General features: G+C 66.4%; 17 protein-coding genes, 2 tRNA genes, 3 rRNA genes and 1 pseudogene. 14 read left to right on the top strand and 9 right to left on the bottom strand.

Translation table 11 applies throughout. The features are described 5' to 3' along the window. Nucleotides 1-85: 85 nt before the first annotated feature. Both ACFMQL_RS08390 and ACFMQL_RS08385 read right to left on the bottom strand, forming a co-directional pair. Entirely contained in the window at nt 86-1,432 is a 1,347-nt protein-coding gene (locus tag ACFMQL_RS08390) for an ABC1 kinase family protein (RefSeq protein ID WP_378785141.1), read from the bottom strand. 62 nt (nt 1,433-1,494) lie between these two features. Continuing rightward, a complete protein-coding gene (locus tag ACFMQL_RS08385) occupies nt 1,495-3,255 on the bottom strand; it encodes a ThiF family adenylyltransferase (protein WP_378785140.1) in 1,761 nt (586 codons plus the stop codon). A gap of 370 nt (nt 3,256-3,625) precedes the next feature. Between ACFMQL_RS08385 and ACFMQL_RS08380 the strand changes: the two genes are divergently transcribed. The 4 genes and pseudogenes from ACFMQL_RS08380 (at nt 3,626) to ACFMQL_RS08365 (ending at nt 7,114) form a co-directional block, all read left to right on the top strand. Next, nucleotides 3,626-4,762: an IS701 family transposase gene (locus ACFMQL_RS08380; RefSeq protein WP_364070935.1), complete on the top strand. Its 1,137-nt coding sequence runs from the start codon at nt 3,626-3,628 to the stop codon at nt 4,760-4,762. A 406-nt stretch (nt 4,763-5,168) separates the two neighbouring features. Beyond that, nucleotides 5,169-5,950: pseudogene (locus tag ACFMQL_RS08375) on the top strand (enoyl-CoA hydratase/isomerase family protein). Nucleotides 5,951-6,017: 67 nt separating this feature from the next. After that, nucleotides 6,018-6,533, top strand: coding sequence for a M48 family metallopeptidase (locus tag ACFMQL_RS08370; RefSeq protein ID WP_364069107.1), 516 nt, complete (start codon nt 6,018-6,020; stop codon nt 6,531-6,533). Further along, on the top strand, nt 6,530-7,114 hold the full coding sequence (locus ACFMQL_RS08365) for a hypothetical protein (protein ID WP_364069109.1): 585 nt from the start codon (nt 6,530-6,532) through the stop codon (nt 7,112-7,114). The genes ACFMQL_RS08370 and ACFMQL_RS08365 overlap by 4 nt, the downstream gene beginning before the upstream one ends. An 82-nt stretch (nt 7,115-7,196) precedes the next feature. On the opposite strand, the gene ACFMQL_RS08360 is transcribed toward ACFMQL_RS08365, so the two are convergent. From ACFMQL_RS08360 to ACFMQL_RS08350, 3 genes are all read right to left on the bottom strand, one after another. Then, nucleotides 7,197-8,156, bottom strand: a complete 960-nt coding sequence (locus tag ACFMQL_RS08360; RefSeq protein ID WP_378785138.1) for an endonuclease/exonuclease/phosphatase family protein — start codon at nt 8,154-8,156, stop codon at nt 7,197-7,199. Nucleotides 8,157-8,219: 63 nt separating this feature from the next. Beyond that, the gene (locus ACFMQL_RS08355; RefSeq protein WP_364069113.1) at nt 8,220-8,780 is read right to left on the bottom strand and encodes an NUDIX hydrolase; all 561 of its coding nucleotides are present in this window, start codon (nt 8,778-8,780) and stop codon (nt 8,220-8,222) included. Then, nucleotides 8,777-10,018: a zinc-dependent metalloprotease gene (locus ACFMQL_RS08350; protein WP_364069132.1), complete on the bottom strand. Its 1,242-nt coding sequence runs from the start codon at nt 10,016-10,018 to the stop codon at nt 8,777-8,779. The genes ACFMQL_RS08355 and ACFMQL_RS08350 overlap by 4 nt, the downstream gene beginning before the upstream one ends. Before the next feature lie 130 nt (nt 10,019-10,148). Between ACFMQL_RS08350 and ACFMQL_RS08345 the strand changes: the two genes are divergently transcribed. The 6 genes from ACFMQL_RS08345 (at nt 10,149) to ACFMQL_RS08320 (ending at nt 16,160) form a co-directional block, all read left to right on the top strand. Next, complete coding sequence (locus ACFMQL_RS08345) at nt 10,149-11,222, top strand: NAD-dependent epimerase/dehydratase family protein (RefSeq protein ID WP_378790146.1); 1,074 nt, start codon at nt 10,149-10,151, stop codon at nt 11,220-11,222. 16 nt (nt 11,223-11,238) lie between these two features. Then, entirely contained in the window at nt 11,239-11,664 is a 426-nt protein-coding gene (locus tag ACFMQL_RS08340) for a molybdenum cofactor biosynthesis protein MoaE (protein ID WP_364069115.1), read from the top strand. A gap of 10 nt (nt 11,665-11,674) precedes the next feature. Next, entirely contained in the window at nt 11,675-12,721 is a 1,047-nt protein-coding gene (locus ACFMQL_RS08335; protein ID WP_364069116.1) for a PDZ domain-containing protein, read from the top strand. Between the two features lie 129 nt (nt 12,722-12,850). Then, on the top strand, nt 12,851-15,811 hold the full coding sequence (locus ACFMQL_RS08330) for a UPF0182 family protein (protein WP_378785136.1): 2,961 nt from the start codon (nt 12,851-12,853) through the stop codon (nt 15,809-15,811). 54 nt (nt 15,812-15,865) lie between these two features. Continuing rightward, a tRNA-Met gene (locus tag ACFMQL_RS08325) sits at nt 15,866-15,942 on the top strand. A 141-nt stretch (nt 15,943-16,083) separates the two neighbouring features. Continuing rightward, nucleotides 16,084-16,160, top strand: a tRNA-Met gene (locus ACFMQL_RS08320). A gap of 88 nt (nt 16,161-16,248) precedes the next feature. Here the strand turns inward: ACFMQL_RS08320 and ACFMQL_RS08315 are convergent. Together ACFMQL_RS08315 and ACFMQL_RS08310 are read right to left on the bottom strand one after the other, a co-directional pair. Further along, a complete protein-coding gene (locus ACFMQL_RS08315) occupies nt 16,249-16,440 on the bottom strand; it encodes a hypothetical protein (protein WP_364069120.1) in 192 nt (63 codons plus the stop codon). 105 nt (nt 16,441-16,545) lie between these two features. Next, complete coding sequence (locus tag ACFMQL_RS08310) at nt 16,546-17,340, bottom strand: hypothetical protein (protein ID WP_364069122.1); 795 nt, start codon at nt 17,338-17,340, stop codon at nt 16,546-16,548. Between the two features lie 616 nt (nt 17,341-17,956). Between ACFMQL_RS08310 and ACFMQL_RS08305 the strand changes: the two genes are divergently transcribed. From ACFMQL_RS08305 to ACFMQL_RS08290, 4 genes are all read left to right on the top strand, one after another. Beyond that, nucleotides 17,957-19,481: ribosomal RNA gene (locus ACFMQL_RS08305) — 16S ribosomal RNA — on the top strand. A gap of 306 nt (nt 19,482-19,787) precedes the next feature. Next, nucleotides 19,788-22,894, top strand: a 23S ribosomal RNA gene (locus tag ACFMQL_RS08300). 64 nt (nt 22,895-22,958) lie between these two features. After that, nucleotides 22,959-23,075: ribosomal RNA gene (gene rrf / locus ACFMQL_RS08295) — 5S ribosomal RNA — on the top strand. Together the 16S, 23S and 5S rRNA genes form the textbook arrangement of a ribosomal RNA operon. Nucleotides 23,076-24,109: 1,034 nt before the next feature. After that, on the top strand, nt 24,110-24,880 hold the full coding sequence (locus ACFMQL_RS08290; protein ID WP_378785134.1) for a serine hydrolase: 771 nt from the start codon (nt 24,110-24,112) through the stop codon (nt 24,878-24,880). Here ACFMQL_RS08290 and ACFMQL_RS08285 read toward each other — a convergent pair. Both ACFMQL_RS08285 and pstB read right to left on the bottom strand, forming a co-directional pair. Next, on the bottom strand, nt 24,849-25,574 hold the full coding sequence (locus ACFMQL_RS08285) for a winged-helix domain-containing protein (protein WP_378785133.1): 726 nt from the start codon (nt 25,572-25,574) through the stop codon (nt 24,849-24,851). The genes ACFMQL_RS08290 and ACFMQL_RS08285 overlap by 32 nt on opposite strands. Continuing rightward, nucleotides 25,574-26,353 (bottom strand): phosphate ABC transporter ATP-binding protein PstB, encoded by a 780-nt coding sequence (gene pstB, locus ACFMQL_RS08280; protein ID WP_378785131.1) that lies wholly within the window; start codon nt 26,351-26,353, stop codon nt 25,574-25,576. The genes ACFMQL_RS08285 and pstB overlap by 1 nt, the downstream gene beginning before the upstream one ends. Nucleotides 26,354-26,363 lie beyond the last annotated feature (10 nt).

The raw sequence follows: 26,363 nt of genomic DNA, 5'->3' as shown, positions 1-26,363 counted from the left end.
CCGGTGGAGGGCGCGTTCGTCCAGGTGAGCGGCACTAACCGGCGGCTGCTTCCGAGCGGGTGGGCGGTTGCGTGTGGCTTCGAAGCTAGCCGATGGCCAAAGCCTCATCATCTGGGTTGGGGTCGGCGTCGTCGGCGAAGCCCGGGACCCAGCGGATCACCTCGTCGCGGAAGCGGGCCGTGGTGCCCAGCTGGCAGAGGACGCCGACGCCGGCCGCGTGGACGCGGTGGATGAGCACGTACGAGGGCGGCAGGTTGAGCTGGCGTACCACGTTGTTAGGCCGCAGGTCGGTCACGCTGGCCGCCTGCGCCTGCAGCCACTCGCGGCTGAACGTGAACTCCTCGACCGCCGTCGGCTCCACGTACGGTGCGAGGAAGGCGCGCAGCGCGTCGGGATCGACTTCGACGCCCTCGCGGATGAAGCCCTCCTGGCGCAGCCCGGCCATCACGGTCTCCATGTCACCCTGGATGAAGATCCGGGTGAGCTGGCCGAACGCCTTGGGGTAGCCGTCGGGCAGCCGGTTGACCGCGCCGAAGTCGAGCGCGCCGAGCCGGCCGTCGTCGAGCATGCGGAAGTTGCCCGGGTGGGGGTCGGCGTGCAGCATCCCGACGCGCGCGGGCGAGCAGAACAGGAAGCGGACGAACAGCAGCCCCGCCCGATTGCGCTCCTCCTGGGTGCCCTCGGCGATGATGCGCGACAGCGGCGTGCCGTCCATCCACTCGGTGACCAGCACCATCTCGTTGGCGGCGACGACGTCGGGCACGTAGAAGTCGGGGTCGCCGTTGAACTCCAGCGCGAACGCGTGCTGCGCCTCGGCCTCGCGCAGGTAGTCGAGCTCTTCGGCGATCCGCTCGCGCAGCTCGTTGAGCACGGACTTCATATCGAGCCCCGGCAGTAGCGCGCCGAACAGTTTGCCCAGGCGCGCGAGCTGCGCGAAGTCGCCGAGCAGCGCCTTGCCCGCCCCCGGATACTGGATTTTGACGGCGACCACCCGGCCGTCGTGCCAGACGGCCTTATGGACCTGCCCGATCGAGGCGGCGGCGGTCGGCTGGTCGTCGAACGACTGGAAGTGCTGACGCCAATCGTCACCCAACTGCTCGGCCAGCACCTTGTGCACGGTCGCCACTGGGAGCGGCGGCGCGGCCTCCTGGAGCTTGGTCAGCGTGGCGCGATAGGGCCCGGCGATCTCCTGCGGCAGCGCGGCCTCGAAAATCGATAGGGCCTGGCCCAGTTTCATGGCCCCGCCCTTGAGCTCGCCGAGCACCTTGAAGATCTGCTCCGCAGTACGCTGCTGCACCTCCTGGGCCACGATTTCCGCTGATTTGCCGCCGATGCGCTTGCCCAGGCCGAGGGCGGCGCGGCCGGCGAAACCGAGCGGAAGGGTGGCCAATTTGGCCGAGCGCGTGACGGCACGGCGCGGGAGATCGTTCACACTGATGCGCGGAACCTCGGCGAGATACCGCTTCCCCCCTTCGTGATCATCCTTTGAGCACGTCAGTCACGGTTGGGTGCCATGACCATTCTTAGCGAATACCGTTTGTTTCGCATACAGCGACATTGCGGATGTATCACCCACGATCTTCTTATCCACTGCCAATCAGGCGTTACCTCGAATGTGCCGTTGGTCACAGTGGGTGTCCTTCCGTCGAGGAACGCCAGCGCGTGCCCCACCGCCCCCGCTGCGACGACACCCGCCATCGCCACGTCGCAGGCGATCTCACCGGGCGGATAGCCGCCCAGCTGCGCCGTGACCATGCCCCAGCCCGGATCGCGGTCGCGCCGGGCCAGGTCGAGGCAGTGAACGCACGCCGTGAGCCCTGGCAGGACCAGCGGGCCCACCGCGCCGTGCCCCTCGAAGGCGGATACGAGAAGGTGGGGGATGTCGTAGTCGATCAGTTCATTGACCAGCACCCCGTCGAGGGGTGTGACCGGCGCCAAAATGACGAGGTCAGGCCGATCTGTCCTGTCCCCAAGATACGGCCCTCCGGCGAGCACATTGACCGTCGGCCGGCATGCCTCCTCACCCAGCTCCCGCTCGTACGCGCTGACACGAGGTACTCCGACCGGCCCGTTGGCCCTTCGTCCGTCTCTTTCACCTCTTGCACCTCCCGCGCCTCTCTCCGGCTTCCTCCCTTCGCCTCCCTTCTCCGCTCTCCCTCTGTTCGGGCTCTGCGCCCTCGCCGTGACCGAGTTCTGTGCGGTCCCTGTGTCCGGGACCTGTGCCATTCGCGTGTCCGGGACCTGTGCTGTTCGCGTGTCCGGGGTCTGTGCCGGTCGTGTGTCTGAGGTCTGTGCCGTCCCTTTGTCTGGGGTCTGCGCCGTCTCTGCGCTTGGTCCCTGCGTCTTCCGTTCAGCTCGTTCCTGTGGCTCATGTCCGGGCGGTCCCTGTGTCTTCCGTCCGGTCGGTCCCTGCGCCGTGCTTTCGGCCGGCTCTTGTGCGGTTCCCCGGCCTGGCTTCTGTGCCGTTCCCCTGGCGGGCCGCGCCGCAGGCCCTCCGGCCTGCCGTGCGTCAGAGCGGCTGCCCATGGCCTGGGCTGCCTTGTCGGCGATGGACGGGGTGATGCCGCCCCACTTCACCACTGAGTCCTGCGGGAAGCGTGCCGACACGGTCGGTACGGCGGGGGAGGGGGCGGGCCGGACCGCGTCGTGGGCCTGGAACTGGGACGGCGGAGGCGGGTCGCCTGCGGTGAGGCGGCGGGCCACGGCGACGGCGCCCGCCTCGCGGGGAAGGCCGACCTCCGCCCAGGTCAGCCCGCCTGGCGTGAGGTCGCAGGGACGGGCGGGATCAGGGTCGAGGACGCGGATGGTGCCCACCCCGGCGGCCGCGAGCAGGGCGACGATCTGCGCGCCGACCCGGCCGGCACCGTACACCCGCACCCGCGCCCTGCGGCGGCGCTCGAACGTCGTGAGCATCCCGTCGGGCGCGCTGGAGGCGAGGTCGAGGGCGTCGAGGTCGGGCCTGAGCCGGTCGCGCTGGGCCAACGGCAGCTCACCGAGGCACCCAGGAGCGGCCGAGGCGTCGTGGAGCACGCCCTGGCCGGTGAGGTGGTCGATCAGGCACCGGGCGCGCGGCTCATCGAGCCCCGCACGTACGGCATCCTGCAGCACGGCCTGAAGGTCTCGCGTGCCGTCGAGACTCGCGATCCACTTGCGCACGCGCTCGCTCAGGCCGCTCAACATGACCGCTCTGAGCGGATGCGTGCCGAACTGGACGGTGGTCTCGTCGCGCGAGAGGTGCCGCAGAGCGGGCTTCACACGTGGCCTCATGCCGGGAAAGTTTCCACGTCAGACCAAGATCAGGAGGGACTTCGCCACGGACTGTGGATAACTGACTACACGCGGAGCGGCCTGTGGATAATCCGCCAACCGGTCGTGCCGTCCCGGACCTATGGGCCTCCCTGCGGCACCCCTGCCAACGACTCCCGTGCACCTGCGCCCACGACTCCCCGTGCGCCCGTGCTAATACTCCAGCCGCACTTCGAGATCTCGATCTGGTCGAGGCTGAGACGTGAGACGGCCACCGCAGTGATCATGTGGGTGTGTGGAATCCAGATGATCGGCGGTGGCCGTGGCAGCCACGGTAGCCGAAATCGACCCGCGTGTATGGGCCGATGCGTTCGATGACCTGTTCGCGCAGGTAGTGGCACCGTTCTTCGGCCGGCGTGAGCCGCGGATCAGAGCGCGTGGTTACCTGCTGGGCCTGCTGAGTTCGCTGGAACGCAAGAACGGCTGGTCCCTGGCCGAGTTCGCCGGAGACGCGACACCCGACGGGATGCAACGACTGCTCAACCACGCCCGCTGGGACGTCGATGCGGTCCGGGATGCACTGCGGGCCCAGGTCGCCGAGCGGCTCGGGTGCCTGGACGGGGTGCTGGTGGTCGACGACACCGGGTTCGAGAAGAAGGGCCGCCGCTCGGCCGGGGTGCAGCGCCAGTACACCGGCACGGCCGGAAAGATCACCAACTGTCAGGTCGGAGTGTTCGCCTCCTACCTGCACCCCGGCCGGCAACGGGTGCTGATCGACCGGGAACTGTATCTGCCCGCTTCCTGGTTCACCGCACCCGAGCGGCGCACCGACGCCGGCATCCCGGAGCAGGTGGAGTTCGCGACCAAACCGGAGCTGGCCTGGAGGATGATCGAGCGGGCCGCCGACGATCCGCTGCTCACCTTCGCCTGGCTCACCGCGGATGAGGGCTACGGCGACAACCCCGTGTTGCGTGAGCGGTGCCGCAGCCGGGGTTTGAGCTACGTGTTCGCTGTCTCCTGTGACCACCCGATCGTGCTGGCCGGCCGGAAGATGCGTGCCGATGAGGTCTTCGCCGCGCTGGAGGAGCAGGCGTGGCAGCGTTACTCCTGCGGCCAGGGTGCCAAGGGCCACCGCTACTACGACTGGGCGTGGATCCCGCTCGGCCCGGCCGAGTGGCTGCTGGCCCGCCGCTCCATCACTGATTCCGGCGAGCTGGCGTTCTACACCTGCTGGGCCACCGGCCCGGTCGCGCTGCCGGAGCTGGTGCGAGTGGCGGGATCGCGGTGGAGCGTGGAGGAATGCTTCCAGGCCACCAAGAACGAGGTCGGCCTGGACCATTACCAGGTCCGCAAGCACCTGGCCTGGTATCGGCACGTCACGTTGGCCATGGTCGCTCACGCTCACCTGGCTTTCCTCGCCGCCGGCCCACCCGGCGCAACGGGCGCTCAGCAGGGCGAGGCTTTCTCGGGCCTGGCCACACAGGGGGCCCTGCCGACAGGGACGATCACAGCTTGAGGGTGCGAACGGTGACGATTCCGGCGAGCTGATCCCGCTTACCGTCAACGAGATCCGGCGTCTGCATGCTCATCTTGCCCAGCCCCGGCACCCTGCCAGTCATCGAATCCGCTGGTCACAGTGGCGACGTCGGCATCAAGCCCGCGCCCGCCGCTGCCATTACCAGCGACAGCGACGAATCATCGATCACTAAATGCGGCTGGAGTACTAAGGGCGCCAGCAACTTCCCGTGCGCCCGTGCTAGCGACGCCAGCGACTCCCCGTGCGCCCGTGCTAGCGACGCCAACGACTCCCCATGCACCTGTGGTGACGACTCCCGCGCGCATCCGCGCGTACCCGAATCTCGCGCGCACCCCTACCTACGGAACCCCCTGCCTACGGGACCCCTGCAAGTTACGCTCCCCGCATGAACGAGCTCTTGGTTGATCGCAAAGACGACGGAGTCGTGCTCATCACCCTCAACCGCCCCGACATGCGCAACGCCATGACCGACACCATGACGGCCGAGTGGCGCGCGGTCATGGCCGAGCTGCGCGACGACAGGCAGGCGCGCTGCGTCATCGTCACCGGCGCCGGTACGGCGTTCTCCTCGGGCGGCGACCTGTCGTGGATCAGCGAGCGCGGTACGGAGGCCGTCCCGCAGCTCCGCGACCGCATGCTCGCCTTTTACCGCACCTGGCTGGCGATCACCGAGCTCGAGATCCCCACGATCGCGGCGGTCAACGGCCCGGCGGTGGGGCCGGCCTGTGCGTGGCGCTGGCCTGCGACCTCGTGTACGCCGCCGACGACGCCAAGCTACTGGCCCCGTTCACGTCACTGGGCCTGCACCCGGGGATGGCGGCGACGTACCTGCTGCCTCAGCGCGCGGGCGCGCGGCTGGCGCGGGAGATGCTTCTGACCGGTCGCAGCGTGTCTGGGCGGGAAGCGGCCGGCAAAGGTCTGGTAAATCAATCTTTCCCGAAAAATCATCTAATGTCGGAAGTGGAAGCCATCGCCCGGAAGATCGCCCAGAACGCCCCCATTGCCACACGGCTCACCAAAGTAGCCCTCAACCAAGACCATCAAGACCTGGAAGCCGCGCTGATGTGGGAATCTCTGGCCCAGCCCGTGACCATGGCCTCCGCCGACATGATCGAGGGGCTGACCGCCCATCGGGAAAGGCGCGTGCCCAAATTCACCGGGTCTTAATCATCTGACCAGCAGAAACATGCTCCACCCTCTGTGGAATTTCGTCAGTCTCGGCTAACGTGCATATGTGCCCCCCGAGACAGTCGAGGTTCGTCGCAGTTCTCGTCGCCGGCGTACGGTTTCCGCCTACCGTGACGGCGACAAGACGATCGTGCTCCTGCCCGCCTGGCTGAGCGGTGAAGACGCGGATGAATGGGTGAGCCGCATGCTGGATCGGCTGGCCGCGAAGGAACGCCGTCGCAGACCGACCGACGAGGCTCTGCTGGAGAGGGCCAAAGAGCTGTCGGCCAAATATCTGGACGGCGAGCCCGACCCGGTGAGCGTGCGCTGGGTGGACAACCAGCGGCACCGCTGGGGCTCGTGCACCCCGGAGACGGGTGCGATCAGGATCTCCACCAGGCTCAAGGGCCTGCCCGAATGGGTCATCAACTACGTGATCATCCACGAGCTGGTGCACCTGCTGGTGCCCAGCCACGGGCCGAAGTTCTGGGCGCTGGTAGAACAGTATCCGAAGGCGGAGCGGGCCCGCGGGTTCCTCGAAGGGTTCTCCGCCGCGGCCCACACCGCACCGGAGGAGTGTTGACGCGGATCGTCGCGGTCCTGGTTCATCCGCACATGGCGCAGGCGGCGCCGCCCGGCGTCGATCCCGAAAGGTTCCTCGAAGCGGTGGCCGAGGACACGTACGAGATGGCCGCCGCGCTCGACCTCGTCACCCCCGTGCTCGCCACCAGCGTCCCCGGCCTTGAGGACATCGTCTGGCCGGGCACCGAGGTCATCACGATCGCCGAGAACGAGCCGCTCAAGACCACGCTCGCCCGCCTCGACGCCGACCAGGCGGCGGTGATCTGCGCCGACGCGCCCGACCTGCCGCCCCTGCTGGTGGGCAAGCTGTTCAGGGAGCTGGGCCGCGCCGAGATCACGGTCTGCCCGGCGGAGAACGGCGGAGCCGTCGCCCTGGCCTGCGGCCTGCCCGCGCCGGCGTGGGCCGAGCCCGACCTCGACGCGTACGACATCGTGAAAGAGCTGCGCGCGCAGGCGCCGGGACCCCGCAGGGTGGCCACCACGCCAGGCTGGCACCGCCTGCGCACCCCCGGCGACCTCGCCCGCCTCGACCCCGGCCTGGAAGGCTGGGAGAGCACGAGGGCGCTGATCGGGGCTCAGTGAGCCGGGAGAGCGCCGAACATCGCTCGAAGCGCAGCAGGCCGGGCTGGCCGGTGCAGGGGCACGGATCGGGCACGGGCGCCGATCAGGGCACGATGAGCCGGGCCAGCACGGCGCGGTGGTCGGTGAACGGCACGTCGCGCACACTGACCTCATGCACCCCCACCCGCCGGTCCACCAGCACGTGATCGATGGTGATGAGCGGCGGCACCTTCTTGTTCGCCGGCCAGGTGGGGATCAGCCCGGCCCCGACCTCGTCGGCGGCGTCCTTGTAGCCGCGTGCGAGCACCCTGCGCATGGAGGAGTGGTCGAGCGAGGCGTTGAAGTCGCCGGCGATGATCCGGATCCGGTCGGGGGAGGCGGGCGGAAAGGACTCCAGCGCCCGCTCCCAGTCGGCGACCTGCGGCCCGAGCGGCGGGAACGGATGGGCGTCGATGAACTCGATCGGCTCGCCCCCGGGCAGCGCGATCGTCGCCGCCGGCATGTGGTGCCCGGCAGGAGGGCTCCAGCCCGCGAGCGGCTCCATGCGGTGCCTGGAGAACAGCCCGCTGCCGCTCGCGTTCCACTCGGCCTCGAGCACCCGGTACGGCATCAGCTCCTTCAGCCCCGCCGCGTCGAGGTCTTCGACCGCTCCAGGGGTCAGCTCCTGGGTGCTCAGCACGTCGGGCCGGAACTCGCGTACGAGCCGCAGGATCGTCTCCGCGTCTGCCTTGCCGAACAGCATGTTGACCGTCATGACCCGCATCGGCCTGCCCTTGGCCGCCGCGTCGGCCGTGCCGAGCGCCCTGGGCAGCACGCTGAAGCCGAGCGCCGTCGTCGCGAGCAGCGCGACGACGGTGGCGGCACGCCTGCGTCCGAGCGCGGCGATCATGAGGGGCAGCAGCGAGCCCGCCGCCGCGTACGGGGTCGCGGTCATGAGCTGCGTCGGCAGCGACCCGCGTTCGAGGCCGGCCACCCTGGCCACCGCCCACGCGGCGAACGGCGTCACGGCCATCCAGGTCAGCGCCGTCCGTGGCAGCCTGCGGCGTTTGCGAACCGGAGTCACGATCGTGCCACCGACGGCCGAACCCTCCACACGAGCCCCCCTTTGGAACGACGCAAAAGGACTCTAGCCAAGTGTGCGTGAGCCCGAGTTAAGCGCCTCGCGTCCGCGTGCGGCCAGCCGTCTTGTGGCCTCGTCGGACGGCTCGGGGATGTCATCGACGGGGAACCACCGCAGGTCGAGCGACTCGTCGCTGATGACGGCCGTGGCATCGGGAGGCGCCACCGCCGCGTATTCCACGTCGAGATGCCAGCTGTGCGGCGGATGGCACCACACCAGGTGCTTGTCCACGGCGAGCGGTCCGGGCAGCAGGTGAAGCCCGGTGATGCCGGACTCCTCCCACGCCTCCCGCAGCGCCACCTCGGCCAGCGAGGCGTCGGACGTCTCACAGTGGCCGCCCATCGGCAGCCACATCTTGGCCTTCGGGTGCAGCGTGAGCAGCACCTGGGATCCGTCGTGCGACAGCACCGCCGTCGTCGCCGTCAGATGCCCGGGCACGCACTGGCGCAGCATCGCGTCGTCGTGGGTCCGCAGGTGGTCGAGGAACTCCAGGCGCAGCGCCTCTTCCTCGGGCGTCGGCGCGGTCCAGGAGGACAGCACCGTCACCGCGTCGGCGTGCAGGCTCAACTCGCGCCTTCCCCGCCCTTGTCGCCGCCCTCGCCGTCACTCGCGCCGCCGTCCTCGGGCTTGGCCTCCAGCTGGGAGATGTCCCAGGTGGTCTCACCGCGTACGAACGCGTCGGGGTTGTCGAGATCGTCGGCCGTCGGCATCAGGTCGGGGTGGTTCCACACCGCGTCACGCCCGTCGAGACCGCGCGCCTCCTCCAGCGCCTTCCACAGCGCCGCGGCCTCGCGCAGCCGGCGCGGCCGCAGCTCCAGCCCCACCAGCGTGCCGAACGTCAGTTCGGCCGGCCCGCCGGTGGCCCGGCGCCTGCGCAGGGTCTCGGCCAGCGCCACCGCCGAGGGCAGCTTGCCCTGCGCGGCGTTGTCGACCACGGTGGCCACCCACCCCTCGACCAGCGCGAGCATCGTCTCAAGGCGGGACAGCGCGGCCTTCTGCCGTTCGGTCTCCTCGGGCTTGAGCAGGTTGCCCGCGCTCAGCGCCTCCTGGATGGCCTGCGGGTTGTTGATGTCGAGCCCGCGGATCTGCTCTTCGAGCTTGGAGGTGTCGACCGTGATGCCCCTGGCGTACTCCTCGACCGCGCCGAGCAGGTGGGACCGCAGCCACGGCACGTGCTGGAACAGCCGGTGGTGCGCGGCCTCGCGCAACGCCAGATAGAGGCGGATCTCGTCGGCGGGGATCTCCAGGCCCTCACTGAAGGACGCGATGCCGCCGGGCAGCAGCGCGGCCGTGTCGGACAGGGGAAGCCCGATGTCGGTGGTGCCGATGACCTCGCGCGCCAGCGAACCGATCGCCTGCCCGATCTGCTGGCCGACCATCATGCCGCCCATCTGCTTGAGCATCCCCAGCAGCGGCCCCGCCATCTGCTGGGCCTCGGGAGGCAGGCCCGAGCCGCCGATGGCGCCGCCCATGGTCTCGACCATGCGCTCGGCGATCGGCTCGCACAGCTTGCGCCAGATCGGGATCGTGTTCTCGATCCACTCGGACCGGCTCCAGGCCTGCGGCGTCGACACGCCGCTCGGCAGCGTCGTCGCCTCGTTGAGCCACAGGTCGGCCAGGCTGAGCGCCTCGACGATCTGGCGGCGCTCGCCTTCCATGACACTCGGGTCGCCACCGGCCACCACGGAGTGCCTGGCGATGTTCTTGGCCATGTCCCAGTTGACAGGGCCTGAACCCTGCGGCGCCGACAGCATGTCGGCGAACTGGCGCATCGCCTGAGCCATCTGCTCAGGGTTGCCGAACATGGCGAACGGGTTCTCGTTGGGGTCGTTTTCGCGACCTGGCAGGTCAGTCACCGCTCTACCTCGTGCAGGATGGAGGAGTCCACATCCGCCACGTTAGTCGTCCTACGGCGGATCAGTGCAAAGTGAGGACCTGGTGCCAACCTCGAAACGCTCGCGCCAACCCGTCGTCGCCGTCACCGGCGCGGCCTCCGGCCTGGGCCGCGAGCTGCTCGCGAGGCTCGTATCCGCCGCGGATTTCCGCAGAGTGGTGGCCATCGACGAGCAGCGCGGCGACGTCCAGGAAGCCACGTGGAGAGTGATCGACGTACGAGATCCGCTCTTGGCGAACCGGATCTCCGACATCGACGTCCTGGTCCATCTCGCCGGTGACTACGCCGTCGACTCCGACCCGGGGGAGCGGCGGGCGTACAACCTGCGTGCCGCGCAGACCGTGCTCACCGCCTGCGCCGCCGCCCGCGTGCGCAAGGTCGTGCTCGTCACGAGCGCGATGGTGTACGGCGCCGCGCCGGACAACGAGGTGCCGCTGCCTGAGGACGCCCCCGTGGCAGCCGAGCCCGACACCGGCGTGGTCGGCGACTTCCTGGAGATCGAGTCCCTGGTACGCAGGTCCCTGCGCAGCCACCCCGGCCTGGAGGTCACCGTGCTGCGCCCGGCCGCCGTCGTCGGCCCCGGCGTCGACACCGTGATCACCCGCCATTTCGAGTCGCCCAGGCTGCTCACGGTCAAGGGCTGCAGCCCGCGCTGGCAGTTCTGCCACATCGACGACCTGGTCTCCGCTCTGGAGATGGCCGCGCGCGGCTTGGTCAGCGGCGTGGTCGCGGTCGGCAGCGACGGCTGGCTCGAACACGAGCAGATCGAGGAGCTGTCCGGCATCCGCAGCCTTGAGCTGCCCGCGGGCGTGACGTTCGGCACCGCTCAGCGCCTGCACCGGCTCGGCGTCACCCCGGCGCCCGCCACCGATCTCCATTACGTCGTCTATCCGTGGGTGGTCGACTGCGCGACGCTGCGCGAGGCCGGCTGGAAGCCGCAGTGGACCAACGAGGCCGCGTTCCGGCAGCTCCTGGAGCTGCGCGAGAACCGTACGACCGTGGTCGGGCGCCGCCTGCCCGTCAAGGAGGCCACGCTCACCGCCGCGGGCGCGACCGTCGCCGTCATCGGTACCGCCGCGATCGTCCGTCAGGTACGCAAGAAGCGTCGCTCGTAACGGTTAGGCTCTTTCCGTGGACGTCATCCGCTTGCTCGGCATACGCGAGACCCCGCTCTCCGTCGACGAGGTGCTGGCCGCCGTGCGCGACCACGCCGCGGGCGGCACCGCCTTGTTCCTGGGCACCGTACGTGAGCAGGACCACGGCAAGCAGGTGACCGCTCTGTCCTACTCCTCCCATCCGACGGCCGAGGCCGAGCTGCGCCAGGTGGCCGAGAAGGTGGCGGCCGACTTCCCGGTGACCGCCGTCGCCGCCGTCCACCGGGTGGGCGATCTGGCGCTCGGCGACATCGCGGTGATCGTCGCGGTCGCCGCGCCTCACCGGGACGAGGCGTTCAAGGCGGCGCGCCGGCTGATCGACGACCTCAAGGCGCGCGTACCGATCTGGAAACACCAGACGTTCGCCGACGGCGAGACCGAGTGGGTCGGCGCCGGCGAATAAGCTCGAAGACATGTCACGACGCGCCCTGACCCTCCTGCTCGCGGGATTCCTCGTACTCGCGCTCGGCGTGGTGGGCGCGTTCCAGCCGGTCCCGTACGTCGTGCTGAGCCCCGGCCCGACCGAGAACACGATCGGCCTGGTCGACAACAAGCCCGTCATCTCGATCAAGGGCAGGCAGACCTATCCCACCAGCGGCGCGCTACAGCTCGTCACGGTGGCCTATCAGGGCGGCCCCGCGGCCAAGATCGACCTGCTGACCGCGCTGCGCGGCTGGATCGATCCCACCGTCGCGGTGGTGCCGCAGGAGACGATCTTCGCGCCCGACCGCACCCCGGAGGAGGTCGAGCAGGAGAACTCCGTCGAGATGACCGACTCCCAAGACGCCGCCACCGCCGCCGCGCTCAACGAGCTGAAGATCCCCTACACCATGGTCGTGGGCGTCGTCTCCACAGAGAAGGGCCGCCCCGCCGACGGCAAGCTGCTCAAGGGCGACGAGATCAACGCCGTCGACGGCAAGCCGACCAACGACGTCACGGCCGTCGCCGACGCGGTCAAGGCGCACAAACCCGGCGAGAACGTCACCTTCACCGTCACCAGAGGCACGCAGCAGCTCGACGTCACCGTGCCGACCGTCGCGGGCCCCAAGTCACAGAGCGTCGTCGGCGTGATGATGCAGGCGAAGTACAAGTTCCCGTTCGAAGTGGACATCAACGTCGGCGACGTGGGCGGGCCCAGCGCCGGGCTGATGTTCTCACTCGGCATCATCGACAAGCTCACCCCCGGCGAGCTGACCGGCGGCAAGAACATCGCCGGCACCGGCACCATCACCCCCGCGGGCGAGGTCGGCGCGATCGGCGGCATCGCGCAGAAGATGGTCGGCGCGAAGAAGTCCGGCGCCACGATCTTCCTGACCCCGGCCGACAACTGCGCCGAGGCGCTCAAAAGCGTTCCTGACGGGCTGCGGCTGGTCAGGGCCGACACACTGCACAGTGCGGTGGCGGCGCTCGACGCGCTGCGCACCGGCAAGGGCGATGTGCCCGCATGCGACGCCGGATGAAACTTCTGGCGGTCGTCGTGCGTTAGCCGTACGGCTGGCGCTGCGGTGTAGGTTGCCAGACACGGACCGTTTCTTCATTACGACGAGGGGTTGGCCTTGAGCTTCCGGACCCCAGGAGCCGGCAGGGCGATGCGCTTGCCCCGCCGACCGCGACTGCTTCTGCCTGTGGCGATAGCCCTCGTGGCGATCGTCGCGTTGTTCTTCCTGTTCTCGGGCATCTATACCGACTATCTGTGGTTCGACTCGGTCGGCTTCACCACGGTCTTCAGCGGGGTGGTGCTGACCCAGATCGTGCTGTTCCTGGTCGGGGCGGCGCTCATGGTCGCCATCGCGGGCGGCAACATGCTGCTCGCCTTCCGCACCAGGCCCATGTTCGGGCCGGCGATGTTCGGCGGGGCGAGCGGCGCCGACCGCTACCGCATGGCGCTCGACCCGCACCGCAAGCTGATCTTCATCGTCGGTATGGCGCTACTGGCGCTCTTCTCCGGATCCTCGTTCTCAGGCCAGTGGGGCACGTGGCTGCAGTTCGTCAACGGGGAGTCGTTCGGCAAGACGGACAAGTTGTTCGGGATCGACATCTCGTTCTTCATGTTCGACTACCCGTTCATCCGGATGGTGCTGAACTTCCTGTTCACCGCCGTGATCATCTCGATCGTGCTGGCGACGATCACGCACTATCTGTACGGCGGGTTCCGCCTCCAGCAGCCCGGCGTCCACGCCTCGCGCGCCGCCCGCATCCACCTGTCGGTGCTGCTCGGCGTCTTCGTCCTGCTCAAGGCCGTGGCCTACTGGCTCGACCGGTACGGACTCGTCTTCTCCGACCGGGGCTTCGTCCACGGCGCCTCCTACACCGACGTCAACGCCGTCCTGCCGGCCAAGACCATCCTCGCGATCATCGCGCTGATCTGCGCCGTGCTCTTCTTCGCCGGCGTGATCCGGCCCGGCGGCATGCTGCCCGGCGTCTCCTTCGGCCTGCTCGTGCTCTCGGCCATCCTCATCGGCGGCGTCTACCCGGCGCTGGTCGAGCAGTTCCAGGTCAAGCCCAACCAGCAGGGCAAGGAGTCGCCGTACATCCAGCGCAACATCGAGGCTACGCGCGAGGCGTACAACGTCGACAAAGTCGAGGTCGAGACGTACAACGCGCAGGCCGACCCGAGCAAGGTGCAGGCCAGCGGCGACACCTCCGTCTCCGGCGTGCGCCTGCTCGACCCGGCCCTGGTCTCCTCGACGTACGAGCAGACCCAGCGCATCAGGGGCTTCTACAGCTTCGCCGACCCGCTCGACGTCGACCGCTACCCCGACAGCTCGGGCAAGCTGATCGACCACATCGTCGGCGTCCGCGAGCTCGACGGCCCGCCCGAGGGCCAGAACAACTGGATCAACCGCCACCTCGTCTACACCCACGGCTACGGCTTCGTCGCCGCGCCGGGCAACCAGGTCGACAGCAGCGGCCTGCCCGCGTACGACGCCAAGGACATGCCGGTCACGGGCCCGCTGGTCCAGAGCACCCAGCTCAAGGAGTCGCGCATCTACTACGGCGAGGACCCGGCATCGGCCCAATACGTCATCGCCGGCGGCAACCCCAACGCGCCGCAGGAGCTCGACTACCCGGAGACCGGCGGCACCGGGCAGAAGAACACCACCTACACCGGCCGGGGCGGCGTCCCCGTCGGCTCGTTCTTCAACCGGCTCCTGTACGCCGCCAAGTACGGCGAGGCGAACATCCTGCTGTCCGGCGACATCAACGACAACTCCAAGATCCTGTACGTCCGCAACCCGCGTGAGCGGGTCCAGAAGGTCGCGCCCTACCTCACCCTCGACGGCAACGCCTACCCGGCGATCGTCGACGGGCGGGTGCAGTGGATCGTCGACGGCTACACGACGAGCAACGACTACCCGTACTCGCAGAGCGAGAGCCTCGGCGAGATGACGCGCGACACCTCGACCGACCGCCGTGTCATCGCCCAGCAGCCGAGCGACCGCATCAACTACATCCGCAACTCCGTCAAGGCCACGGTCGACGCCTACGACGGCACGGTCCGCCTCTACGCCTGGGACAGCAACGACCCGGTGCTGAAGACCTGGAGCAAGGCCTTCCCCGGCACGGTCCGCCCGGCCTCGGAGATGAGCTCTGAGCTGCGCCAGCACGTGCGCTACCCGGAGGACCTGTTCAAGGTGCAGCGCTACACGCTGTCGCGCTACCACATCACCGACCCGGCCGCCTTCTACAGCGGCCAGGACTTCTGGAACGTCCCCAACGACCCGACCCAGGACGACAAGAACATCAAGCAGCCGCCCTACTACCTGACCACCACGATGCCGGGCGGCCAGCCGACGTTCTCGCTGACCACCACGTTCGTGCCGCGTCAGGGTCCGAACCTGGCGGCGTTCATGGCGGTCGACTCCTCGGCGAGCGGCGAGTACGGCCGGATGCGCATCCTGCGGATGCCGTCCAGCACCCCGATCCCCGGCCCAGGACAGGCCCAGAACGCCTTCCAGAGCCGCTTCGCGGGTGAGCTGAACCTGCTGGGCGTCGGTGCCTCGTCGGTCCGTTACGGCAACCTGCTGACGCTCCCGTACGCGGGCGGCCTGGTCTACATCGAGCCGGTGTACATCCAGGTGGCCGCGGGCGGCGGTCAGGAGCCGTACCCGATCCTGCAGCGCGTGCTGGTCTCGTTCGGCAGCAAGATCGGTGTGGCGCGCACGCTGGAGGACGCGCTCAAGGAGGTCTTCGGCACCGAGCAGCAGCAACAGGATCAGCAACAGCAGGAGCAGGAGCAGGAGCAGCAACAGGAGCAGACGGAGGAGCAGGCCCGGCCCGACCAGGCCAGCACGGCGCTCAACAACGCGATCTCCAACGCTCGCAAGGCCTACTCCGACGCGCAGAAGGCGCTACAGGCCAGCCCGCCCGACTGGGACGCCTACGGCGACGCCCAGAAGCGGCTGGAGGAGGCGCTGCAGCAGCTGGAGAGCGCGCAGAAGCAGCAGGCGTCGCCGGCGCCGTCGCCCACCGGATCTCCGGAGGCGTCACCGTCAGCCACTCCGACGGGTTCGCCGTCGGCTTCGCCCAGCCCGTCACCGACCGGCTAGCAATTCGGTTTGCGCCCGCCCCGCGTCGCCCGGTAGCCTTCAAGAGCGCGACGACGCGGGGTGGAGCAGTTCGGTAGCTCGCTGGGCTCATAACCCAGAGGTCGCAGGTTCAAATCCTGCCCCCGCTACCAAGGCGAGAGCCCGGGATCCAGGGATGGAGACCCGGGCTTTCTGCATGATCGGATCCGATGATCCGGAGGCTTCAGGGGTGTCAGCGGCCTCGATGGTCAAAGCACTCCTGCGGAGCCTGTAGAGTATGTACAGCACACCGACGCGGGGTGGAGCAGTTCGGTAGCTCGCTGGGCTCATAACCCAGAGGTCGCAGGTTCAAATCCTGTCCCCGCTACCAAGTAGAGTCCCCGCCTCCGGCTCGTCCGGAGGCGGGGACTTTTTCGTTTTCTGGATGCGGGCGCTGTGCGCTCGGCCGATGTCGTCTGTCATATGGCCCGGCTGATCAGAAGGAACGCCTTCCGTACGGCCCAGCCGAAGAGGAGCACCCCGAAGACGATCTGGACGACGCGCATCCACAGGGGCGACCCCAGGTCCGCATAAATCACGATGCCGACCCACATCAGGCCGAACAGCCCGACCAGGACGACAGCCGCCCAGTTCAGCCCACGTTGCCACATATGCGCAGTCTTACAGGCGGTCGGCCAAGGGCGGGTATGCCCGAAGTCGTCATCATGTCATCGCATGTGTGGCGGTACTGGGGGTCTGTGGGAGATCGGAGTGGTTCACCGGCGGAGGTGTCGTCCGGTGCCGACGCAGCTCCGCATCCGCGGGCCGCGGGGACGCGACAGGGCACGGTTCGCCGGGGCCTCGGTTTGGGGTAGCGGGTCGGGTGATGACGGGCCGAGGCTCGGGGTGGAGTGGACGTGAGGGTCCGGCAAGTCCTGGCCGGTGAACGTCGGGCCGGTGAACGTCGGGCCGACGAAGGTCGGGCCGGTGATCGTCGGGTCGATGAGGGGGCCGTCCGGCAGAGGGGCGCCGGTGTTGGGCGGCTCGTACTCGTACGGTGCCGGCCCTTGTGACGCCGGTCCTGCCCCGGCGTGTCCTTCCCGAGGCGCTTCCTCTCCGGGGACGCCGGTCACAGGCTGGCTCGGCCATGGCCGACCCTCGTGATCCGGACCCTCGTGAGTCTGGCCTTCGTGAGGTTGACCTTCATGGATCTGGCCTCCGTGCGCCTCGCTCTCATCGGGCCGGGATTCCAGGTAGGCGCGCAGGGCGGCGGCTGCGCGTGCGTCGGCGAGGATGTGCTGTACGGCCTCATCGTCCTCGGGCAACTGGCCCCGCTCGGCCAGCTCGTGCCGGATGAAGGCCAGGGGGTCGGGCTCACCCGCGATGTCGGCCGCCACCGTCGCCCGCGCCGCGGTCAGCAGCCGCAGGTAGTCGTTGCGCAGGGAGGCCTCGCGCAACCGGGCGTGCTCCAGGTCGTCGATCAGAGTCCTGGCGATCCCCAGCAGGTCTCCGAGGTGGGTCGTCTTGTCGGCGAGGAACGCGCGGATGTCGTCGAACTCCGACCGGGTCATAGCGGTCACCCCTCCGTGAGCGGAGTCTGCTCGTGACCTACTTCGTACCTGGGCGCGATTGCGGATGACTTGCCGTCGGCTTGCCCCTCCACTCCGGATGGGCAGTGACATGCCGAGGTTTGAGTGTCTAGAGGGCAGGGAAGTACCTGCTGATTACCTGAGTGGGCTCGAGTAGGTCGTGCAGACTGCTAGAGTTGCTTCCCGCAGGGCCGCCGAGGGGCTCCCAGAGCCCCGAAGATGCCCGGCAAATCCCACTACCTTCAAGGTCGTCCGGCCGACGATTACGCATCGGTTCGGATCGGCTGGTAAGTTAGAGGGGTTGTCTCCGAAAGGGGATGCGGCTTAATTCTTGGCAAGTCGTTCGAGTCGGGTCAATTTGACAGGGCTCGGGGCGGCTGAAAAGATTAAGACACAACAAAACGAACGGAGTGAACGCCTCCGCCGCCGGGATCGCGGATGTGGTTTCGGTCGGGGATGTACGCGTCCGTTTCTTGAGAACTCAACAGTGTGTTAAAAGCCAGTGCATGATGCATTACCCCGTCATGTTTCCATGACGTGGATTCCTTTTAGTTGGCATCAATGTTGTTGATGCCGGCTGGGATTGTTTTCCAGACATTGTTTGGAGAGTTTGATCCTGGCTCAGGACGAACGCTGGCGGCGTGCTTAACACATGCAAGTCGAGCGGAAAGGCCCCTTCGGGGGTACTCGAGCGGCGAACGGGTGAGTAACACGTGAGCAACCTGCCCCTGACTCTGGGATAAGCCTGGGAAACTGGGTCTAATACCGGATACGACCTCCGGCCGCATGGTCTGGTGGTGGAAAGTTTTTTTCGGTTGGGGATGGGCTCGCGGCCTATCAGCTTGTTGGTGGGGTAGTGGCCTACCAAGGCGACGACGGGTAGCCGGCCTGAGAGGGCGACCGGCCACACTGGGACTGAGACACGGCCCAGACTCCTACGGGAGGCAGCAGTGGGGAATATTGCGCAATGGGCGGAAGCCTGACGCAGCGACGCCGCGTGGGGGATGACGGCCTTCGGGTTGTAAACCTCTTTCAGCAGGGACGAAGTTGACGTGTACCTGCAGAAGAAGCGCCGGCTGAACTACGTGCCAGCAGCCGCGGTAATACGTAGGGCGCAAGCGTTGTCCGGAATTATTGGGCGTAAAGAGCTCGTAGGTGGCTGGTCGCGTCTGCCGTGAAAGCCCGCAGCTTAACTGCGGGTCTGCGGTGGATACGGGCCGGCTAGAGGTAGGTAGGGGCAAGTGGAATTCCTGGTGTAGCGGTGAAATGCGCAGATATCAGGAGGAACACCGGTGGCGAAGGCGGCTTGCTGGGCCTTACCTGACGCTGAGGAGCGAAAGCGTGGGGAGCGAACAGGATTAGATACCCTGGTAGTCCACGCTGTAAACGTTGGGCGCTAGGTGTGGGGGTCTTCCACGATCTCCGTGCCGGAGCTAACGCATTAAGCGCCCCGCCTGGGGAGTACGGCCGCAAGGCTAAAACTCAAAGGAATTGACGGGGGCCCGCACAAGCGGCGGAGCATGTTGCTTAATTCGACGCAACGCGAAGAACCTTACCAAGGTTTGACATCACCCGGACCGCCTCAGAGATGGGGTTTCCCTTTTGGGCTGGGTGACAGGTGGTGCATGGCTGTCGTCAGCTCGTGTCGTGAGATGTTGGGTTAAGTCCCGCAACGAGCGCAACCCTTGCTCCATGTTGCCAGCAACCTCTTCGGAGGGTTGGGGACTCATGGGGGACTGCCGGGGTCAACTCGGAGGAAGGTGGGGATGACGTCAAGTCATCATGCCCCTTATGTCTTGGGCTGCAAACATGCTACAATGGCCGGTACAGAGGGCTGCGATACCGTGAGGTGGAGCGAATCCCTAAAAGCCGGTCTCAGTTCGGATTGGGGTCTGCAACTCGACCCCATGAAGTCGGAGTCGCTAGTAATCGCAGATCAGCAATGCTGCGGTGAATACGTTCCCGGGCCTTGTACACACCGCCCGTCACGTCACGAAAGTCGGCAACACCCGAAGCCCGTGGCCCAACCCTTGTGGGGGGAGCGGTCGAAGGTGGGGCTGGCGATTGGGACGAAGTCGTAACAAGGTAGCCGTACCGGAAGGTGCGGCTGGATCACCTCCTTTCTAAGGAGCCTTTTCACCTTGCATCACCGTTCGTGTGGTGGGGTGACAGCTCACTAGTGGAGCACTGGTTATTCAGGTTTGCCGGGTTGTCGGCGTGCTAGTACCGCCCATCCTCTAAGGGGGCTGGGAGTGGGAACGGGCGTGCGGGGGCTTGGGGAGCTTGGGCACACTGTTGGGTCCTGAGGAAACGGGCGACCGGTTCCTTGGAGACAGGGCCAGCGAACATCGTCGGTGTTGTGCTGATGGTGGGGTCTGGAGTCGCTGTTTGTTGTTTGAGATTTGCATAGTGGACGCGAGCATCTTTGTGGCCAAGTTTTTTAGGGCACACGGTGGATGCCTTGGCATCAGGAGCCGATGAAGGACGTGGGAGGCTGCGATAAGCCTCGGGGAGTCGCCAACCAGACGTTGATCCGGGGATGTCCGAATGGGGAAACCTAGCACCAGTCATGTGGTGTTGCCTCCGCCTGAATGTATAGGGCGGTTGGTGGTAACGCGGGGAAGTGAAACATCTCAGTACCCGTAGGAAGAGAAAACAATAGTGATTCCGTGAGTAGTGGTGAGCGAAAGCGGATGAGGCTAAACCGGGCGTGTGTGATAGCCGGCAGGCGTTGCATGTTCGGGGTTGTGGGACCTTCCGGTGGCTTCTGCCGGAGCCACGAGCAGTGATAAATCCGTCTGATAGCTGAAGCCTCTGGGAAGGGGCGCCGTAGACCGTGAGAGCCGGGTAGGCGAAATTGGATGGACTGTTGGAGGGGATCCCAAGTAGCACGGGGCTCGAGGAATCCTGTGTGAATCTGCCAGGACCACCTGGTAAGCCTAAATACTCCCTGGTGACCGATAGTGCACGAGTACCGTGAGGGAAAGGTGAAAAGTGCCCCGGTGAGGGGTTGTGAAAGAGTACCTGAAACCGTGTGCCTACAAGCCGTAGGAGCTTAGCTGGGCTTGCTCAGCTGTGATGTGACTGCGTGCCTTTTGAAGAATGAGCCTGCGAGTTATGGTGTGTGGCGAGGTTAACCCGTGTGGGGGAGCCGTAGCGAAAGCGAGTCTGAAGAGGGCGTTTGAGTCGCATGCTGTAGACCCGAAGCGGGGTGATCTACGCATGGGCAGGTTGAAGCTCAGGTAAGACTGGGTGGAGGACCGAACCCACCAGGGTTGAAAACCTGGGGGATGATCTGTGTGTAGGGGTGAAAGGCCAATCAAACTCCGTGATAGCTGGTTCTCCCCGAAATGCATTTAGGTGCAGCGTTGCGTGTTTCTTGCCGGAGGTAGAGCACTGGATGGCCGATGGGCCCGACAAGGTTACTGACGTCAGCCAAACTCCGAATGCCGGTAAGTGAGAGCGTGGCAGTGAGACTGCGGGCGATAAGGTTCGTAGTCGAGAGGGAAACAGCCCAGATCACCGACTAAGGCCCCTAAGCGTGTGCTAAGTGGGAAAGGATGTGGAGTCGCAGAGACAACCAGGAGGTTGGCTTAGAAGCAGCCATCCTTGAAAGAGTGCGTAATAGCTCACTGGTCAAGTGATTCTGCGCCGACAATGTAGCGGGGCTCAAGCACACCGCCGAAGTCGTGGCACTGACAGGACACTGAGCCTGTTGGTGGGTAGGGGAGCGTCGTGCAGCCGGTGAAGCAGCAGAGTGATCTAGTTGTGGAGGCTGTGCGAGTGAGAATGCAGGCATGAGTAGCGAATCGAGGGTGAGAAACCCTCGCGCCGGATGACCAAGGGTTCCTGGGCCAGGTTAATCCGCCCAGGGTAAGTCGGGACCTAAGGCGAGGCCGACAGGCGTAGTCGATGGACAACGGGTTGATATTCCCGTACCCGCTTCAACGCGCCCATACTGAACCTCGTGATGCTAAGAGTCCTTAGCTCGGGTTGTCCTTCGGGATGACTGTCAGGGTGAACGCTTGAACCGATCGGGTAGTAGGTAAACGATGGGGTGACGCAGGAAGGTAGTCCAGCCCAGGCGATGGTTGTCCTGGGGTAAGCATGTAGGGCGGAACGTAGGCAAATCCGCGTTCCTTTTGCCTGAGATGTGATGCCGAGCCGATTGTGGTGAAGTGGATGATCCTATGCTGCCGAGAAAAGCCTCTAGTGAGTGTTGTGGCGGCCCGTACCCTAAACCGACTCAGGTGGTCAGGTAGAGAATACTAAGGCGATCGGGTGAACTGTGGTTAAGGAACTCGGCAAATTGCCCCCGTAACTTCGGGAGAAGGGGGACCTCTGCTGGTGATGGCACTTGCTGCTGGAGCTGGTGGGGGTCGCAGTGGCCAGGGGGAAGCGACTGTTTACTAAAAACACAGGTCCGTGCGAAGTCGTAAGACGATGTATACGGACTGACGCCTGCCCGGTGCCGGAACGTTAAGGGGACCGCTTAGCTGACGTAAGTTGGCGAAGGTGAGAACTTAAGCGCCGGTAAACGGCGGTGGTAACTATAACCATCCTAAGGTAGCGAAATTCCTTGTCGGGTAAGTTCCGACCTGCACGAATGGCGTAACGACTTCCCCGCTGTCTCAACCGCAGACCCGGCGAAATTGCACTACGAGTAAAGATGCTCGTTACGCGCAGCAGGACGGAAAGACCCCGGGACCTTCACTACAGCTTGACATTGGCGTTTGGAGCGTCTTGTGTAGGATAGGTGGGAGACTGGGAAGCTCGGACGCTAGTTCGGGTGGAGTCGTTGGTGAAATACCACTCTGGTCGTTTTGAACGTCTAACTCTGGTCCGTGATCCGGATCGGGGACAGTGTCTGGTGGGTAGTTTAACTGGGGCGGTTGCCTCCTAAAGGGTAACGGAGGCGCCCAAAGGTTCCCTCAGCCTGGTTGGCAATCAGGTGTTGAGTGTAAGTGCACAAGGGAGCTTGACTGTGAGACTGACGGGTCGAGCAGGAGCGAAAGCTGGGACTAGTGATCCGGCATCGGCGTGTGGAAGCGGTGTCGCTCAACGGCTAAAAGGTACCCCGGGGATAACAGGCTGATCTTCCCCAAGAGTCCATATCGACGGGATGGTTTGGCACCTCGATGTCGGCTCGTCGCATCCTGGGGCTGGAGTAGGTCCCAAGGGTTGGGCTGTTCGCCCATTAAAGCGGTACGCGAGCTGGGTTTAGAACGTCGCGAGACAGTTCGGTCCCTATCCGCTGCGCGCGTAGGAGACTTGAAAGGGGCTGTCCCTAGTACGAGAGGACCGGGACGGACGAACCTCTGGTGTGCCAGTTGTACCGCCAGGTGCACGGCTGGTTGGCTACGTTCGGAAGGGATAACCGCTGAAGGCATCTAAGCGGGAAGCTCGCCTTGAGATGAGGTCTCCCACCCACGTTGTGGGGTAAGGCTCCCGGGTGATGACCGGGTTGATAGGCCGGAGGTGGAAGCGCGGTAACGTGTGGAGCTGACCGGTACTAATAGGCCGAGGACTTGACCACAAAGCTTTTGCTCGCGTTCACTAGGCAATTCTGAGACAGCAAATGGTGTGCTGTTTCGTGGGGTTACGGCGGTTATGGCGGGAAGGAAACACCCGGTTACATTCCGAACCCGGAAGTTAAGCTTCTCAGCGCCGATGGTACTGCACTCGGGAGGGTGTGGGAGAGTAGGTCACCGCCGGACAATCTTTGATGAGAGGGGTCTTGGTATCTGGTTTCGGATACCAAGGCTCCTCTTTTTTGTGTGTGTTGGGGGTGGGGTTCTGACACTTGTTTTGGGTGTTGGGGCCCCTCTCTCTTTGTGTGTGTGTTTTGTGTGTGCGTGTGTGGGGGTGGGGTTCCGGCGTCTGGGGTGTCGGGGCGCCTCCCCCTTTTTGCGTGCGGGGCCGGTGTTCTTGGTGTCGGGGTTCTTTTGGTGTGTGGGGGGTGCTAGCGGTTGTGGTGTCAGGGCTCTTCTTCGGTGTGGGGAGGGGTTCTGGTGCCTTGGGTGTCTCCCTTTCTTCGTGTGGGGGAGGGGATGTGACGTTTTAGGGCGTCGTGGCCCCTCCCTTTTTTGAGTGGCTGGGTTCTTTTCCCTGGAGGGGCTTTTCGTGGCGGGTGTGTGGGGTTTCGTGCGTTGAGAGTGTGTGGGTGCGGTCGGGTTTTCTGTGGGGTGGGTTTTCGGCTGTTGCCGGCCTTGCTTGGGCCTGTTCGCGCGCTCCAGGGTGCATTTGTCAGCGCGGGTGGGTCGGGGGTTCGTTGCTGCCGGTGGTGTTCGGGTGTGCCTTGCAGGATGGACTGTTCGGGGTGGTGGGTTTTGGTGCCGGACTTGGGCGAGGGCGCTTGCCGGGGTGTGAGGGCTGGGGGTGGACGGGTGGGCTGGTGTTGCGGGTCGCGTGTTTGAGGGCCTGGGGTGGCTGGGTGGGAGAAGTTGTCGGGGGCGGTCTTCGGGTGAGGGCTGGGTTTCGGGGGCGGGAGTGGGGCTTCGGCGGGGTGGCGGGGGTGTCGGGGATGTCGTGATAATGCTCGAATGGTCGGGGCCTGGGGCAGGGTGGCGTGGCTGTTCGTGGGGTTGCTCGCGTTGATTTCGCCGCTGGTCGTCGCTGGGGATGTCAAGGCGGTGGCTCGGGCGCCTGAAGGACGTGCGCGGGTGGGCCGTGTTGCGTCGCTGACCGTGCGGGTGCCGCTGCTCACGGCCGGGTGGGGGTCTTACGGAGGCCGGAAGACGGACGACTGCTGGTGGAGCAGCAGCGGGTCGTGGCGAGGGGAGAGGTGCCGGGCAAGGAGATCTCGCGGCGGCTGGATCGGTATCTCGCGGGGCGGACCGGGCGGGTGGCGGTGATGGTGAAGGAGCTGGGGTCCGGGCGAACCTACGCCTATCACGCCGAGGAGCGGATGATCACGGCCAGCGTGGCCAAGGTGCAGATTCTCATGGCCTTACTGTTGCGCACGCCGTGGAAGAAGCTGCCGGCGGCGGTGCGGCGGGATGCCGATCGGATGATCCGCTACAGCGACAACCACGCGGCCGATCGGCTGTGGGAGCGGATCGGTGGGGTGAGAGGGTTCGACGCGGCGGGGCGGAGGTTCGGGCTGCGGCATACCCGGGGAGTGGCGGGCAGGTGCGTGGACCTGTACTGCTGGGGGATCACGCAGACGTCCGTCGACGACCAGGTACGGCTCATGGCGGCCCTCGTCGCGAAGAAGAGCCCGCTCAGGCGGCAGGACCGCGCTCAGGTGCGCAGGCTCATGGGCGCGGTCGTGGACGGGCAGGACTGGGGCATCAGTGCCGCCGCCTGCCGCGGTGAACGGGTGGCGCTGAAGAACGGCTGGCTGCGCCGGGTGTCGAACGGGCGCTGGGCCACGGCCAGCGTGGGCCTCGTCAGAGGTGACGGGCGGGACTTCGCCGTGGCCGTGCTGAGCGAGGGCAGCCCTCAGGTGGAGTACGGCATCGCCACCGTCGAAGGCGTGGCCGAGCGCGTCATGCGGGCTTTTCGGAGTTGCCCGGGGTGACCAGCCGGTAGCCCACGCCGCGTACGGTCTGGATGAGCTGGTCGTCCTCGTCGCCCAGGCGCGCCCGCAGTCGTTTGACGTGCACCGCGATGGTGTTCGTCGAGGTGTTGGCGGCGGCGTGCCAGACGTGGCGCATGATCTGCTCGCGGGTGACCGTGCGGTCGGCGTTGCGCATGAGGTACTGCAGCAGCTCGAACTCGCGCAGCGGCAGGTGGACGGCGCGGCCGCCGACGCGTACCTGGTAGGCGTGGACGTCCAGCTCGACGCCGCCGACGGTGAGGACCTTGCGCGGCTCGGGGGAGCTGGCCTGGATGAACGGCAGCAGTTCCGGCACCCGGTAGGGCCGGGCCACGCAGGCGGCGGCGCCGGCCGCGAGCGCGCGTACGGCCTGCTCGGCGTGCCCCTCACCGACGCCGAGCAGGACGGGCACCGAGCGCGCGAGCCGTACCGCGCGGACGAACTCGACCGGGTCGATGACCGGCAGCGTGGCCGCGACGAGCACCACGTCCGGCTGGAGCGCTCCGGCCTGTAGCAGCCCTTGGGCGCCGTCGGGCGCCCCGGTGACGGCCACGCCCTCGCGTTCGAGGGCGGTGGCGACGTCGTCCACCACGGAGCCGTCGGGGTCGGCGATGAGCAGTACGGGCTTGGCCCTGGTGTCCCCGTTCATCGTGGGCGCCGCCTGCTGGTGGGTCATCAGCCGAAGCGCCCCGTGATGTAGTCCTCGGTGGCCTTCTGTGAGGGGTTGGTGAACATGCGCGACGTCTCGTCCATCTCGATGACCCTGCCGGGCTTGCCCTGTTCGGCGAGGTTGAAAAAGGCGGTGCGGTCGCTGACCCGGGCGGCCTGCTGCATGTTGTGGGTCACGATGACGATCGTGTACTGGTCCTTCAGCTTGGCCATGAGGTCCTCGATGGCCAGCGTGGAGATCGGATCGAGGGCGGAGCAGGGCTCGTCCATCAGCAGGACCTCGGGCCGTACGGCGATCGCGCGGGCGATGCACAGGCGCTGCTGCTGGCCGCCGGACAGGCCGGCGCCGGGCTTGTTGAGGCGGTCCTTGACCTCGTTCCACAGGTTGGCGCCCTTGAGCGAGTCCTCGACGATGTCGTCCATCTCGGACTTGCTGATGCGGCCGCTGTTGAGCCGGAGCCCGGCGGCGACGTTCTCGTAGATCGACATCGTGGGGAACGGGTTCGGACGCTGGAAGACCATGCCGATCATGCGGCGCACGGAGACGGGCTCGACGTCCGGGGCGTACAGGTCCTCGCCGTCGAGCAGCACCTTGCCCTCCACGCGTGCGCCGGGGATGACCTCGTGCATGCGGTTGAGCGTGCGCAGGAACGTCGACTTGCCGCAGCCGGACGGGCCGATGAACGCGGTGATCGACCGCGGCTCGATGGTCATCGACACGTCCTCGATCGCCTTGTGCGACCCGTAGTACGCGTCGAGGCCCGAAACCTGGATCTGCTTGGACATTGTGGTTATT

The organism is Nonomuraea fastidiosa, assembly GCF_042751225.1.
GTDB classification, from domain to species: domain Bacteria; phylum Actinomycetota; class Actinomycetes; order Streptosporangiales; family Streptosporangiaceae; genus Nonomuraea; species Nonomuraea fastidiosa.
This window is presented reverse-complemented; position numbering and strand designations above follow the sequence as displayed.

Coding starts and splice junctions, on each gene's coding strand:
- ACFMQL_RS08350 (WP_364069132.1), bottom strand. CDS start 10,018: ATGTTCGGCAACCCTGAGCAGATGGCTCAGGCGATGCGCCAGTTCGCC.
- ACFMQL_RS08335 (WP_364069116.1), top strand. CDS start 11,675: ATGTCACGACGCGCCCTGACCCTCCTGCTCGCGGGATTCCTCGTACTC.
- ACFMQL_RS08330 (WP_378785136.1), top strand. CDS start 12,851: ATGCGCTTGCCCCGCCGACCGCGACTGCTTCTGCCTGTGGCGATAGCC.
- ACFMQL_RS08315 (WP_364069120.1), bottom strand. CDS start 16,440: ATGTGGCAACGTGGGCTGAACTGGGCGGCTGTCGTCCTGGTCGGGCTG.
- ACFMQL_RS08310 (WP_364069122.1), bottom strand. CDS start 17,340: ATGACCCGGTCGGAGTTCGACGACATCCGCGCGTTCCTCGCCGACAAG.
- ACFMQL_RS08285 (WP_378785133.1), bottom strand. CDS start 25,574: ATGACCCACCAGCAGGCGGCGCCCACGATGAACGGGGACACCAGGGCC.
- pstB (WP_378785131.1), bottom strand. CDS start 26,353: ATGTCCAAGCAGATCCAGGTTTCGGGCCTCGACGCGTACTACGGGTCG.